Genomic DNA, 12,543 nt, shown 5'->3' with positions numbered 1-12,543 from the left:
CCGTCCGGGTCTACTTCAACAGCAACTACGGCGGCAGCGTCTATCAGGACTTCGCACCCGGCGCCAGGGGCAACCTCAAGCCCGGCCTGAAGAACCAGAACGCCTCCCACCGGTTCCTGAGCTCCGCACCGCCGACCGGGTGCAAGACCGACGGGACGCACAGCAGGCTGCCCACGACGATCCTCGTCTACCGGAAATCCCTCAACCGCGTGGATCGGGTGGAGTTCAAGATCTACGTCAAGAACGTCCTGCCCAACGAGTGGCGGTCGCACTGGCCGAGGGAGTCCCTCAAGGCCGGGGCGATCGCCGTCAAGAACTTCGGCTGGTACTGGGCGCTGAGGTCGGCGAGCAGGACGCCGAGCGGCCAGTGCTACGACGTCACCGACCACACGTCCAGTCAGATGTACAAGCCCGGCTCCGCGACGGCGGCGACGAACGCCGCGGTGGACGCCACGTGGGGCGTCCGGATGACGCGCGCTGGGAAGATCTTCAAGGCGCAGTACTGCTCCACGACGACGGCGTGCGGCAATTGGGCCACCGGCGACTGGATGTCGCAGAACGGCTCTCGCGACAAGGCCGAGGCGGGCTGGAGCTACGCCAGGATCCTCAGGTACTACTACAAGGAGATCGTCCTCGACTGAATCCCCGGACACCTCCGCCCCTGGTCCCCGCCGTGTCACGTACGGCGGGGATCAGGCGTCAGCCGACGATGACCTGGAAGTTGAGTGGCCGGCCTCCGGGGAACGCGACCCGTCCCGAACCCTCCATCATCTTGAACCGCACGTAGCACAGGCCCGGTTTGCTCGGCGTGGTGATGTTGGTCCGGATGTCGACCATCTCTCCGGGGCGCGTGTCCTTGATCGGTACGTCGGGGACGGTCTGGCACTGATCAGGTCGCTGCGGGAGGTCGAGGCGATGCAACGAATATCCCTTCCACGGCACGGTCCCGGTGTTCTTGAGTCTCCATACCTTGGTCACGGTCTGGCGGGGGCCGACGCGCGTGCAGTCGGTCAGCGTGATGTCCCCGATGAACTTCGCCGAATCGCCTTCGTGGGCGGGCGGGCTCCACGGGGGGCTGGTGGGGACCACCGGGCAGTCGGCTGCCGACAGCGAGGTCGTCGACGGGCTCTCGGACGGGTCCAGGCCGGGCCCGTCGGTGCCGGAGCCACGATTGACGGCGACCGCGACGAGGACCGCTGTCGCCACACCGACGGCCGCCACCGCGAACGCGGCCGGGTGGACCGGCCGGAATCGCCCTCGGCCCCCTGGTGCGGAGGGGACCGGCCGGACGTCGCCCGCGATCTCGCCGGCCGGCCGTGGGGGTTGCGACGCGACGTCCGTGGCGAAGGCTTCGAGCCCGGCGCCCGCCGATCTGACCGCCAGGTTCGCCCTCTCCCAGCGCTCGCGGTACGCGGCCGGGTCCGCGCCGCACGCCTTGACGAACTCGACGGTGGTCTCCCAGCTGGGGAGCCGGTTGCCCTTCGTGGCTTCGTGCAACGTCGTGTGGGAGATCGCCCCCGACCGGCCAGACATTTCACGGAAAGGTGGATTGCCGACTGATTTGCGGAGTTGTCGCAGTGCCGCCGCGAAGGCCTCGATCGCCTCCGCCCGTGCAGGCATGTCGTCCACCGGGTGAAGCTAACAGTGCCCACAGTATTCACTCAAGCTCAGTCTGTCGTCGTCCCGGCTGCTCGGAGGAGTGCCGGGTCCACGTCCGGGACGGCGAGCCTCGGGTTGTGACCCGCTGCGACGACTCGCATGACGAATCCGGCGACCTCCTCCAACTGCCGGGCGCTGCCGAGCCCGCCGACCACCGCGGCCCGTCCGCCGAGATCTCCGATCAGTGCCGCGGCGTGGTCGAGGGCTTCTGGCTCGTCACCGCAGATGGCCACGACCGGCGCCGACTCCCGCGGACCCGCGTACGGCCACGAAGCTCCGGCGAACAGGTGGAGAGCCTTCACCACGCGCGCACCGGGAGCCGAGTGAGCCACAAGTGCCGCCGCCGAGCCGGACGCCGGCTTCAGGTCACCGGTCGCGTAGTCGACCGGGTTGGTGCAGTCGATCACGGTCATGCCGGCCAGCGCCCCCTGGAGGCCGCCGACGAGGGAGAGCGCCGCCTCCAGCCCTTCCCAGGCGACCGCGATCACGAGCGCGTCGACCCGGGCCGCGAGGCCGGCGGGGTCGGCGGCCTCCGCCGCGGGGCCGATCCGGCCGGCGGCCCGGCGGGCGCGCATCGGGTCGCGCCCCGCCACCAGCGGCGAATGCCCGGCCGTGGCCCAGGCTCGGCCAAGCGTCACGGCGAGGTTCCCGGTGCCCAAGATCCCCAGGTTCACAGCGATCTCCTCTGTCTCGAAAGGTCTCGAAGGGGCTTCCCGGGGAACGCTACGAACGACGCTCCTACCATCCGGTAGGCGACCGATGTGAGACTGGATCCGTGATCGATGGGTCCTGTGAGACGTTCGTCTCCGACTGCCAGGTGCGCGCCGCGGCCGAGCTCATCAGCCACGCCTGGGATCCCGTCGTGCTCTCGGCCCTGCGCCTCGGGCCGACGCGGCGCAGGGAACTGCTCACGCGTATCGCGGGAGTCAGCGACAAGGTCCTGACCGAGGCCCTGCGACGTCTGCGGGCGCGCGGACTCGTCCTGAAAGGCGGCGGCCAGGCGGGCGCGGTCTACCGTCTCTCCCCGCTGGGCGAGTCGTTCGCGAACGGGCCCCTCGCGCAACTCGCGCAGTGGGCCGCCGACAACCAGGACAAACTCGCCGCCTCGTCGGTAACGTCATGACCTGACGGCCGTCACCGCGCCCTCATGCCGTCGAGGATGAGCGAGATGACACTCGCGGCCTCCGCCTCGATCTCCGGGGACTGCCATTCCGGGGCGTGCCTCGGATCGAGGAATCGGGTGCTCGCGTTGTAGACGGCTCGCGCGGTCGCCTCCGGATCGCAGGGCTCGAAGTCGCCGCCGGCCACGCCGTCGGCGACGACGGCGCGGATCTGGTCGAGCAGGAACGCGAGATGAGACCGGGACTCGGTGCTGTGCTCCGCCGCCAGCACCCGGAAGGTGGCGAACAGCTCCGGGTCTTCCCTCGCCTTCGCCCATTTGACGGCGAACATGGAGGTCAGCAGGCCGCGTAGCCGGTCGGGCGGGGTCAGTTCGGCGTCCTGAACCGCCGCCACGAGATCTTCCCGCACCCGGTCGAGCCAGCGCCGGATCACGGCCTCGCGCAGCGCCGCCTTGGACGGGAAGTGCCGGTAGACGCTGCCGTGGCTCACGCCCAGCAGCCGTGCGACGTCGAGCACCGTGGTCTTCTCCGGCCCGTGGCGGCGCAGCACCTCCTCGGTCGCCGACACGATCGTCTCCGCGTCGAGTGGCTCTCCGCGCATCGGATCTCCCTGTCGAGCTGGTACGAGGCGGCCTCCGGCCCCGCAGCGGAACGTACGTCAACGGGCTGACGGCCGTCAAACCATGTTCGCCAGATGACAATTATTGAAATCTGTCATCAATCGTTTGTACGGTGTGGCCATGAGCACTCCTACCGCTTCCTTCGCCGGCCGTACCGTTTCCCGGGTCGGCTACGGCGCGGCCCAGCTCGACCGCCTGCACGACCGCCGCGACGAGGCCGTCGCGCTGGTGCGCCGCGCGGTCGAGCTGGGCGTGAACCACGTCGACACCGCCGAGTTCTACGGCTTCGGCTTCGCCAACGCCGTGATCCGCGAAGCCGTACGCCCCGAAGACGACGTGGTGGTCGTCACGAAGGTCGGGGCCGATCCGAACCCGGGCGGGCGTCTGCCGCTGCGGATGGCGCAGCGGCCCGAACAACTGCGGACCTGTGTCGAGGACAACCTGCGCAGCCTCGGCGTCGACCGGCTCGCCGTGGTCAACCTCCGGCGCGCGGACTCCGGCCCGGGGCTGCGTCCCCAGGGCGACCAGGTGGTCGACCTCGACGACCAGCTCGCCGTCATGACCGCCCTGCGCGACGAGGGCAAGATCGGCGCGATCGGCCTGGGCAGCGTGACCCTCGACGGTCTGCGCCGCGCCCTGCCGGCCGGCATCGTCTGCGTGCAGAACGCGTACAGCCTCGTCTCCCGCGATGACGAGGACATGCTGCGGCTGTGCGCGGCCGAGGGCATCGCGTGGGTGCCGTTCTTCCCGCTCGGCGGGGCCTTTCCGGGGCTGCCCAAGCTCACCGACGAGCCGGTCGTCCACGCCGTGGCCGAGTCGCTGGGCGTCTCGCCCGCCCAGGTCGGCCTCGCCTGGCTGCTGCACCACGCCCCGAACGTGCTGCTCATCCCCGGCACCGCCGACCTAGGCCACCTGGAGGCCAACATGGCGGTCGGCGAGATCACCTTCGACTACGCCACCCGTGCCGCCCTCGACGCGGTCGAGTCCCGCTCCAGCGAAGTCCCGATCGGCTAGGCGGGAGGAGCGCGCCGGACGTGGACGTGTCCGTCGGTGGGGAACGGCGGGTGAGCGGGGACGACCTCTTCCAGGACGTAGCCGCACCTCTGCGCCACCCGGCACGACGCGTGGTTGTCCACCTGGTGGAGCAGCCTGAGGGATTCCAGGCCCTGCCCGGCGAACCTGTCGAAAGCCCAGGTGGTGAGCGACTCCAGAGCCCGACTGGCGATCCCCCGGCCGCGTGCTTCACGGGTGGTCCAGTAACCGACGTCGGCGGAACCTCCGCCGGCGACGAGACCTTTCACCACCACGTTGGCCACCAGGCGCGAGCGACCCTGCTCGGGCTCCACCACGGCGAAGCTCAGCCGGTCACCGTCATGCCAGCCTTTCCACTGAAGCTCGATCCACCGCCGGGCATCCTGCTCGTCGTCGACGTGGAACCTGGTCCAGCGGCGCATGACGGGGTCACGGTAGGCGTCGATCAGCTCGGGGATGTCCTCTTCCGTCCAGAGCCGGAGCAGAAGAGAAGGGCCCTCATCGTGCGGAGGACTGTGGATCACGACAGTCACGCGTGCCCCCAAGGACGATTCAGTACTCGGCCCGGACGCCGATCAGGGCGGAAACGATGCGGCGATCATCGCACCCGCCTACGACAGAGCGGGCCCGGTGTCGCGGGGGACGCCGGGCCCGCGGTCTTCCCGACGATCAGGAGGAGCCCTTCCGGCAGCCGTCGGCCCACATGCGGGGACCGGGGACGTCGGGTCGCCGGTGCGTGGGGCCCACCAGCAGGCGGGCGGTGCCCGCCGACCTGAGCACGCCCTCGTGGACGTACCAGGACCCGGGTACGGTGGCGCGATCACCGTCGGCGGTGACGAAGACCGCGTGCGGCACTCCTCTGGAGCGCAGGAGCGCGACGACCCGGTCCACCCGCGCGCCGCGGAAACCGGTGCAGTGCAGCGGTTCCCCGGGGGCGTCGATGGAGGCGAGCATGGTGTACTGCTCGCCCTCCCGTCCCTGGCGTCCGAGTGTGATGTCGATCTTCTTCGAATAGCCGACGGGGATCCTCAGGCCGATCGCACAGGGAAAGCGCGCTGCGACGCAGCCGTCGATGGTCTCGATCGCGTCCTTGCGACGTCCCCCCTCCGCCGCCGGCTCGCCGCCGCGCACGGCGCCCTCCCAGATCCGGCCGACCAGACTCGGCGACGCGGGGACCAGGCGCAGCGAGACGTCCAGTCCGAGGCCCCGGAGCTGTTCCTGGTACACCTCGGGATCGGCGTAGAGGTCCGCGTACGCCGTAGGCGGCAAGGTCGGAACCGGCGAGTTTCAGGTTGCGCGCCAGCCGCCGGCGCGCGCGGTGGAGGCGGAGGCGTACCGCGCCGCGGGAGCAGCCCAGCAGGACGGCGATCTCGGCCGTGTCCAGGCCCTCCCAGCCGACCAGGGCCAGCAGCTCGCGGTCCCGCTCTTCGAGCAGGCGGAACGCCCGGCGGACGGCGTCGCGCTCGTGGCCCGGGGTGGAGTCCTGCCAGGCGGTGAGCTCCGCCCGGAGCCGGGTGGCGAGCGCCGTGCGGCGGGACGCGCCGCGCCGCTGGTTGGCGAGCACCCGCCGGGCCACGCCGTACAGCCAGAGCCTGGCCTCCCGCCCCTCGGGAAGCTCGTCGATGCGCCGCCACGCCGTCGTGAACGTCTCGGCGATGGCGTCCGCGGCGTCGTCGGGCGAGTCGGTACGCCGCCACACATAGGTCAGGAGGTCGGAGTAGTGCTCCTCGTAGATCTCCTCGAAAAGCCTTCTGCGTTCCGGGGGGCCCATGCGGCCGTCCTTCCTGTGGGAGGTCGTCGGCCCCGCACATGTCCGGCAGGCCCGGACGCGTTTCAGGCTTTGTCCCGACTCAGGGCACCACGGCTTTCGAGGCCAGCCGGTCGTCACGGAAGCACAGCCGGTAGGCGAGCCGGTCGGCGTTCTTCACCGTGTAGTACAGGCAGTCCTGTCCCTCGGGCGGAGCCGGCGCTCCGTCCGGCGGGCCGTCCCTGGTGAACAGGGGAAGGCCGGCCCGCACGTCGTCACGCGGATCACCCACGTGAAGCCCTTCGTACGTCTCCCGGTCGAGGACCGAGAGGGACGAGCTGACGAAGCCGAGGGGGATCATGATCAGGGCGATCACGGCGAGCACCGCCACGGGCACCACGGCCGCCTCCACCAGCCGCCGCCGCATCCGGCGCCTGGCGAGGGCCAGCTCCGCGGCGGCGGCGTCGTGGGCGCCCTCACGCCCCTCGTCGGAGCCCGGGCCCGGGGGGCTCTCGTCACGTCCGGCGACCGGCACCTCGGCGGAGACCTCGAATCCGCCCGCCGGGGTCGGGCCGCTGCGCAGGGTCCCGCCCGCGAGCCGTACCCGCTCGTCGAGCCCCACCAGCCCGGACCCTCCCGGAGTGGCCTCGGAAGGCGCGGCGGGGGCGGGATCATTCACCACCCGCACCCTGAACGCGTTCTCGTCCCGCACGAGCCGGACGCGTACGGTCGAGCCGGGGGCGTGCCTGGCGGCGTTCGTCAGGGCTTCCTGGAGCACGCGGCGGACGGCGAGCGCCGCCATCGGGGGCAGGCCGTCGGTGCCGCTCGACCGCTCGACGACGACCGGGATGCCCGAGTCGCGGGCCCGCTCGACGAGGCTCTCCACGCTCTCCTCCCGAGGTGGTGCGAGGGAGTCGTCCTCCCGCAGCACGCCGATGATCTCCCGGAGCCGGTGCGTGGCCTCCGCCGCGGCCTCACGCAGCTCCCGTACGGCGTCGCGCTGCCGCGCGTCGAGCCCGGGATCCAGTTCGAGGGCTCCGGCGCGCACCGCGAGGAGCGTCAGGTCGTGGCCGAGCGAGTCGTGCATGTCTCCGGCGATGCGGGCTCTCTCCCGTGTCCTGGCCCGGCCCGCGACGGCCCGCTGTTCCCGCTCCATCCGGTCGGCGAGGCGCCAGCCCGTGTCCACCAGTTCGGCGTACTGGCGATGCCAGCGGCCGGCCAGCCACGGCAGCACCACCGCGAGCAGCAGGGTGAGGAGCTGGGTGGGCCAGCCCCACAGGTCACGCAGGACGAGGGCGGACAGCGGCAGCCCGGAGAGGGCGACGGCGGCGAAGAACCACAGGGCCGCGCGCCCGCTCACGCTCCGGCGTCCGGCCAGGTAACCGAACAGCGCCAGCGCCGCCCACGTCCAGTACAGAGGAGTCAGCATCCGCGCGTCCAGCGCCAGCGTGAGCGTCACCGGCACGGCGAGCGCGGTCAGCGGCCGGGCGCGGGCCACCGCCGTCGCGACGCCGAACAACGGGACACCCGCGATCAGCGGTATCAGGGTCCGCCCGTCGGGGTCCAGCGCCGCCGCGGCCGGCGGCACGCACACCGCCGCCCACAGCGCGAGGTCCTGGAGCCGGCGCGCCCGCACGGCTCAGGGCCTCCGATCCACGGGTACGGCGGGCACGAGACCCGCCTCGTACGCCAGGATCGCGGCCTGGACCCGGTTCCGCAGGCCGAGACGGGTGAGGATCTGGCTGACGTATCCCTTGACCGTCCCCTCGACGAGGTGCAGCCGCCGGGCGATCTCGGCGTTGGACAGCGCGGCTCCGACCAGCGCGAGCACCTCGCGCTCCCGCTCGGTCAGCTCGTCCAGGCGGTCGCGGGCGGTCGCCGGCGCGCCGTGCAGGCGTGTACGGAGGCGGGCGATCACCTGACGCGTGACGGCGGGGGAGAGGTACGCGCCGCCGGCGGCCACCGCACGGACCCCGGCGATCAGTTCCCGGGGATCGCCCGACTTGAGCAGGAAACCCGAGGCCCCGGAGCCGAGCGCGCTCGTCACGTACTCGTCCTCGTTGAACGTCGTGAGCATCACGACCGCGATCTCGGGGAGGACGCGCCGCAGCTCGGCGGCGGCTCCGAGCCCGTCGAGCCGCGGCATCCGCACGTCGAGCAGGCAGATGTCCGGGCGGTGCCGCAGGGCGAGGTCCACGGCCTCGCGCCCGTCGGCCGCCTCGGCGACCACGTCGACGTCGCCGGCCGTGCCGAGGATGCTCCCGATCCCGGCCCGGATCAGCGCCTCGTCGTCGGCCAGCAGGACCCGGATCATCTCTGACCTCTCTGACCCCATGGTGGGACGCTACCGAAGCGCGCGGCGGGTGAGCACGGTGCGGGCGAGGCGGGCGGCCACGACGGCGACGGCGGCCAGCGCCCCGGTGGCGGCCCAGACGTAGAGCGCCGGCCAGACATACGTCAGCTGGTCCAGCGTGCCCGCCCGGTTCAACAGCAGCCCGGCCAGGTCCGCGAGCCCGAGATAGAGCACGGGAGGCAGCGCGTACGGGACCAGCCGCGCGACCAGCCGCCACGCGGGCCCGCCCGTACGGCGGCGCGCCCAGCGGCCGGAGCGCAGCACGCCCGTCGCGCCGAGCGCGAGGGTGAGCAGCGACAGGCCGCCCAGCCAGTAGTCCGCCGTCATCGTGAAGGGCGCCGCGTCCGGGTCCGGCCTGCCCTCGATCATCCCGGCGACGCCGTTGCCGATGATCTCCGCGTCGCCCCCGGAGATCATGCCGGTGTTGGTGACGACGGCGATGCCGTACCCGCTCGCGGGAAGGATCGTCTGCGCCGAGTTGTGCGTCAGCAGCCAGCCGGTGTGCCGCAGCATGGGGGCTCCCTCGCCGGTCCGGCCGGCCGACCAGCCCATGCCGTACGTGCTGCCGCCCACGCCCGAGGGGGCCTGGGCCGTCCTGACGATGCCCGGCGGGAGAGCATGACCCGCGCCGTCCTGCGCGATCAGCCATCTGGCCATGTCGTTCGCGGTGCTGACGACGCCGAAGGAGCCGTTGACGAACCACTTCGGATGCGCGCGTGCGATCACCCGGCCGTACGCCCGGACGTACCCGGCGCCCGCGCCGGGGAACTCCTCCGTCGTGTTCACCGTGCGGGTGGACGTCATGCCGAGCGGGGCGAGCACCGAGGCGGCCAGGTAGTCGGCGAACGGCGTCCCCGACACCACCTCGGCCAGCCGGGCCGCGACCGCGTAGTTGGGATTGTGGTAGATCATCCGGGTGCCCGGCGTCGCCGCGAGCCGGGCGTTCCGGAGCATCGCGACGGCGCTTTCGAGGCTGTCCGGCGCCGGGAGCGTCAGTTCGGGGAAGGTCCGGTCGCTCATGCCCGAGGTCTGCTGGAGCAGCTGCCGTACGGTGATCTCACCGGCCCGGGGATCGGCCATCGTGAACTCCGGCAGATACCGCCGCACCGGGGCGTCCAGGTCGATCCTGCCCTCGTCGGCGAGGCGGAGCACCGCCAGCGCGGTGAACGACTTGGAGATCGAGGCGAGCGGCATCGGCGTGCCCGCGGTGATCGCCTCGCCACCCGCCGTGTGCCCGTGCCCGGCGGCGTACACCACCCGATCGCCGCGGACGACCGTCACCATCGCGCCGGGCAGCCCGGTCCGCCGCATATACGACCGCACGTAGTGGTCGATCGCCGCCGGTGTCACCTCGCCCGGCCGCTCGGCGACGGCCCCCGCCGCGGTGCTCGCCGCCGCTGTCGCCGTTACCGCCGCCCCCGCCAGTGTCACCAGCAGGCCGGCGACCGCGGCGATTCTCCGTGTCCGCACCGTCTTCTCCCTGAGCTCTCACGTGTACGCAGGTCACGTACGGTATGAGCCCTCAGGGGGCGGCACAGCGGACGATCGGAAGGTCTCTCACCCGACTTTCGTCAGGTGTTCAGCGGCGCCACAGGCGGCGGAGGAAGGAGCGCCCGGCCGGGGCGGGCGGGGGAGCGGGTTCAGCCTCGGCGGCCCGATCGGCGACCGGGTGGGCGGCCCGCCATCCGGCGGCGATCTCGTCCACGTCGATGAGCGGCTGCACGACCGGTGGGCCCGACAGGGGCCTGCGGTAGCTCTCGCGGATCCTGTCGTTCATCTCCTCGGCGATCCCGCGCGCCTCGGCCTCGGTCCGCGCGCCCAGCGCCGCCGCCCTGGCCTCCTCGGCCTCCTTGCGCAGCGCCAGCGTCCCCGGCAGCGGGAACGACAGGTTCTCCGCCCGCATCTTCTGCTTGATCCACCACATCTCGTCGTACGGCTCGCCCGCGCCGGGGATGGGCTTGCCGGCTCCGGGCAGGTCGTCGAACTCCCCGCGCTCGGCGGCCTCGCGGATCTGCCGGTCGATCCACGACTCGAAGCTCATCCCGAGGGGTCTGCGGTCCGTCACGGCCTCACCTCGCACGTACGGTCGGCATCCTCCTCGCAGGATAACCAACGCCCCGCCGGCCGCCTGCCGGCCGCCCGCGGGCCGCTCACGGCATGCGCAGCAGGTCGATCACCCCCGTGGTGCCCTCGCCGTCATGGCCGCCGGCCAGCCTGCGCTCCATGAGGGTCATGAACGGGGTGAGCAGTTCGGGGCTGACCCGCTGCTCTTCGGCCGTACGCAGCAGGGTCGCGTTGCCCCGGACCATCATCGCCAGGCCGGACGTGACGTTCCTCGTGTAGTCGCCGGTGTCCAGATGGTCGGCGACGCCGTACGCGTACGAGGCCATCGCCCTCAGCCAGCCCACGACGAGATCGGCGAACTCCTTCGGGGAGACGTCGTCCCGGGTGAGGGCGAAGGCGTGCGCGACTCCGGCGAACATCCCGGTCATCGCGCTGAGCAGCGCGACGTCGAGGAGGGCGGCGAGCCCCGGGTCCTCCCCCGCGTAGACGGTTCCGGCGGGTACGGCCAGCGTGCCCGCGTGGTCCTCGAACAGCGCCCGGGAGCCGCTGTAGAAGACGTACGCCCCGGAGCCCGCCGTGCCGATCATGGGCGGGACCGCCATGACGCCGCCGTCCAGGAAGCGGGCCCCGCGTTCACCGGCCCACCGGGCGCGGGCACGGGCCTCCTCCGGGGTGCCGGTGGTGAGGTCGACCAGGTCCTTGCCGGACAGGTCGGCGCCGTCGAGAACCTCGCCGGCCGAGGCGTGGTCGAGCAGGCAGACGATCACGAGGTCGCTCGCGGCCACGGCCTCGGCGGGGGTCGCGGCGACGCGGGCGCCCTGGTCGGCGAGCGCTTGTGCACGCGCGGCGGTGCGGTTCCAGACGGTCAGCGGGTGGCCGGCCGCGAGCCAGGCGCGGGCGAGCGCGCCGCCCATCGCGCCCAGGCCGAGGAGGGACAGTGCGGGCTTCTCAACGGTGGAGGTCATGCCGGTTAGGCTGGTCGCGAGCCCCGAGTCGATCAAGTACGCACTTTCGGGTGGGTGGTTACCCCGGGGTGAGCGAGCAGGCGGAAGGGGTGGGCCATGCGGACCTCGCGGCGGCCGGGAGCGTCCGTCTGCGGGCTCGACGCGGCGATGGACGTGATCGGCGGGAAGTGGAAGAGCTCGATCCTCTGGGCGCTGAACGAACACGCCTGCCGTTTCGGCGAGCTGCGCAGGCTGCTGCCCGGCGTGACCGAGAAGGTGCTCGCCTCGCACCTGCGCGAGATGGAGGCGGACGGCATCGTGCACCGCGAGGTGTACGACGAGGTGCCGCCGCGGGTGGAGTACTCCCTGACCCCGCTCGGCGTCGCGCTCAACGAGGCGCTCGCCCCGCTCGGCGTGTGGGGACGCGAGCACCTGCTCGGCGGACGGGACGACCACCACTCCACGACCGGCGACCGTGGATAGCGGCGTTCGCCCGGATCCGGTTACGGCGTCGTCTCGTGCCCGGGCTGCCCGGGAGTGCGGCGCTGCTGCTTGAGCTCCGCCTCGAAGAGATGGCGGCGGCCGCCGGCCAGTTCGTCGCGGGCCTGTCGCTCCAGCTCCTGGAAGACGGCGTAGTAGCCGTCGTCGTACTCCTCGACGATCTGGAAGGTCCACCGCCCCTGGAGGACGTTGCGGCCGATGAGCTCGCGTTCGATCCGGTCGGCCCACTTGTCGTGCCCGGCCTGGCGCAGCAGCCGTACGGCGTTGTCCAGCTCGAAGTCCGCCGTGCCGGTGAGCTGGTGGAAGGCGTAGAGGTGGCCTCTGACCCGGTGGATCGTCTCCAGCGCCTTGCTGAGCCTGCCCAGCGCGTCGACGGTGACGTCGTCGAGGCCGGGCGGGCGGCGGTGCTCGGGATCGGGCCGGGCCGGGAGGTCCTCGCGGGAATCGTCGCGTTCGGTCATGCCCCCACCGCTACCCAGCGATCTGACACCTCTACCAGCGT

Annotated in this window: 15 protein-coding genes and 1 pseudogene; 4 read left to right on the top strand and 12 right to left on the bottom strand. The window is 72.1% G+C overall.

The window, feature by feature from the left end; translation table 11 throughout:
- Nucleotides 1-641 (top strand): SpoIID/LytB domain-containing protein (locus Mam01_RS08315; protein WP_204284806.1); only part of this gene is annotated, 641 nt, incomplete at its 5' end.
- Nucleotides 642-699: 58 nt separating this feature from the next.
- Here Mam01_RS08315 and Mam01_RS08310 read toward each other — a convergent pair.
- Both Mam01_RS08310 and Mam01_RS08305 read right to left on the bottom strand, forming a co-directional pair.
- Entirely contained in the window at nt 700-1,533 is an 834-nt protein-coding gene (locus Mam01_RS08310) for an NBR1-Ig-like domain-containing protein (RefSeq protein ID WP_204284805.1), read from the bottom strand.
- A 134-nt stretch (nt 1,534-1,667) separates the two neighbouring features.
- On the bottom strand, nt 1,668-2,333 hold the full coding sequence (locus Mam01_RS08305; RefSeq protein ID WP_204284804.1) for an NADPH-dependent F420 reductase: 666 nt from the start codon (nt 2,331-2,333) through the stop codon (nt 1,668-1,670).
- A 101-nt stretch (nt 2,334-2,434) separates the two neighbouring features.
- Here Mam01_RS08305 and Mam01_RS08300 point away from each other — a divergent pair, with 101 nt between their 5' ends.
- Complete coding sequence (locus tag Mam01_RS08300) at nt 2,435-2,782, top strand: winged helix-turn-helix transcriptional regulator (RefSeq protein ID WP_204284803.1); 348 nt, start codon at nt 2,435-2,437, stop codon at nt 2,780-2,782.
- Between the two features lie 11 nt (nt 2,783-2,793).
- Here the strand turns inward: Mam01_RS08300 and Mam01_RS08295 are convergent, their stop codons facing one another.
- Nucleotides 2,794-3,381, bottom strand: coding sequence for a TetR/AcrR family transcriptional regulator (locus Mam01_RS08295; protein WP_204284802.1), 588 nt, complete (start codon nt 3,379-3,381; stop codon nt 2,794-2,796).
- 139 nt (nt 3,382-3,520) lie between these two features.
- Between Mam01_RS08295 and Mam01_RS08290 the strand changes: the two genes are divergently transcribed.
- Entirely contained in the window at nt 3,521-4,414 is an 894-nt protein-coding gene (locus Mam01_RS08290) for an aldo/keto reductase (RefSeq protein WP_204284801.1), read from the top strand.
- On the opposite strand, the gene Mam01_RS08285 is transcribed toward Mam01_RS08290, so the two are convergent.
- From Mam01_RS08285 to Mam01_RS08250, 8 genes and pseudogenes are all read right to left on the bottom strand, one after another.
- A complete protein-coding gene (locus Mam01_RS08285; RefSeq protein ID WP_204284800.1) occupies nt 4,411-4,965 on the bottom strand; it encodes a GNAT family N-acetyltransferase in 555 nt (184 codons plus the stop codon). The two genes, Mam01_RS08290 and Mam01_RS08285, sit on opposite strands and share 4 nt — an antisense overlap.
- Nucleotides 4,966-5,101: 136 nt before the next feature.
- On the bottom strand, nt 5,102-5,701 hold the full coding sequence (locus tag Mam01_RS36445; protein ID WP_239101135.1) for a hypothetical protein: 600 nt from the start codon (nt 5,699-5,701) through the stop codon (nt 5,102-5,104).
- Between the two features lie 43 nt (nt 5,702-5,744).
- A pseudogene (locus Mam01_RS36440) lies at nt 5,745-6,203 on the bottom strand (RNA polymerase sigma factor); the annotation flags it as partial.
- 79 nt (nt 6,204-6,282) lie between these two features.
- Complete coding sequence (locus Mam01_RS08270) at nt 6,283-7,815, bottom strand: sensor histidine kinase (RefSeq protein WP_204284797.1); 1,533 nt, start codon at nt 7,813-7,815, stop codon at nt 6,283-6,285.
- Between the two features lie 3 nt (nt 7,816-7,818).
- The gene (locus Mam01_RS08265) at nt 7,819-8,493 is read right to left on the bottom strand and encodes a response regulator (RefSeq protein ID WP_204284813.1); all 675 of its coding nucleotides are present in this window, start codon (nt 8,491-8,493) and stop codon (nt 7,819-7,821) included.
- Between the two features lie 30 nt (nt 8,494-8,523).
- Entirely contained in the window at nt 8,524-10,002 is a 1,479-nt protein-coding gene (locus Mam01_RS08260; protein ID WP_204284796.1) for a serine hydrolase domain-containing protein, read from the bottom strand.
- 109 nt (nt 10,003-10,111) lie between these two features.
- Nucleotides 10,112-10,597, bottom strand: a complete 486-nt coding sequence (locus Mam01_RS08255; RefSeq protein ID WP_204284795.1) for a DnaJ family domain-containing protein — start codon at nt 10,595-10,597, stop codon at nt 10,112-10,114.
- Nucleotides 10,598-10,682: 85 nt separating this feature from the next.
- Entirely contained in the window at nt 10,683-11,561 is an 879-nt protein-coding gene (locus Mam01_RS08250) for an NAD(P)-dependent oxidoreductase (protein ID WP_204284794.1), read from the bottom strand.
- A 96-nt stretch (nt 11,562-11,657) separates the two neighbouring features.
- On the opposite strand from Mam01_RS08250, the gene Mam01_RS08245 reads away from it, so the two are divergent.
- Nucleotides 11,658-12,023 (top strand): winged helix-turn-helix transcriptional regulator, encoded by a 366-nt coding sequence (locus Mam01_RS08245; protein WP_204284793.1) that lies wholly within the window; start codon nt 11,658-11,660, stop codon nt 12,021-12,023.
- Between the two features lie 20 nt (nt 12,024-12,043).
- Here Mam01_RS08245 and Mam01_RS08240 read toward each other — a convergent pair whose 3' ends face one another.
- A complete protein-coding gene (locus tag Mam01_RS08240; protein WP_204284792.1) occupies nt 12,044-12,502 on the bottom strand; it encodes a hypothetical protein in 459 nt (152 codons plus the stop codon).
- Between the last annotated feature and the right edge of the window lie 41 nt (nt 12,503-12,543).

The sequence above is a fragment of the Microbispora amethystogenes genome (genome assembly GCF_016863015.1).
Lineage (GTDB): Bacteria > Actinomycetota > Actinomycetes > Streptosporangiales > Streptosporangiaceae > Microbispora > Microbispora amethystogenes.
This window is presented reverse-complemented; position numbering and strand designations above follow the sequence as displayed.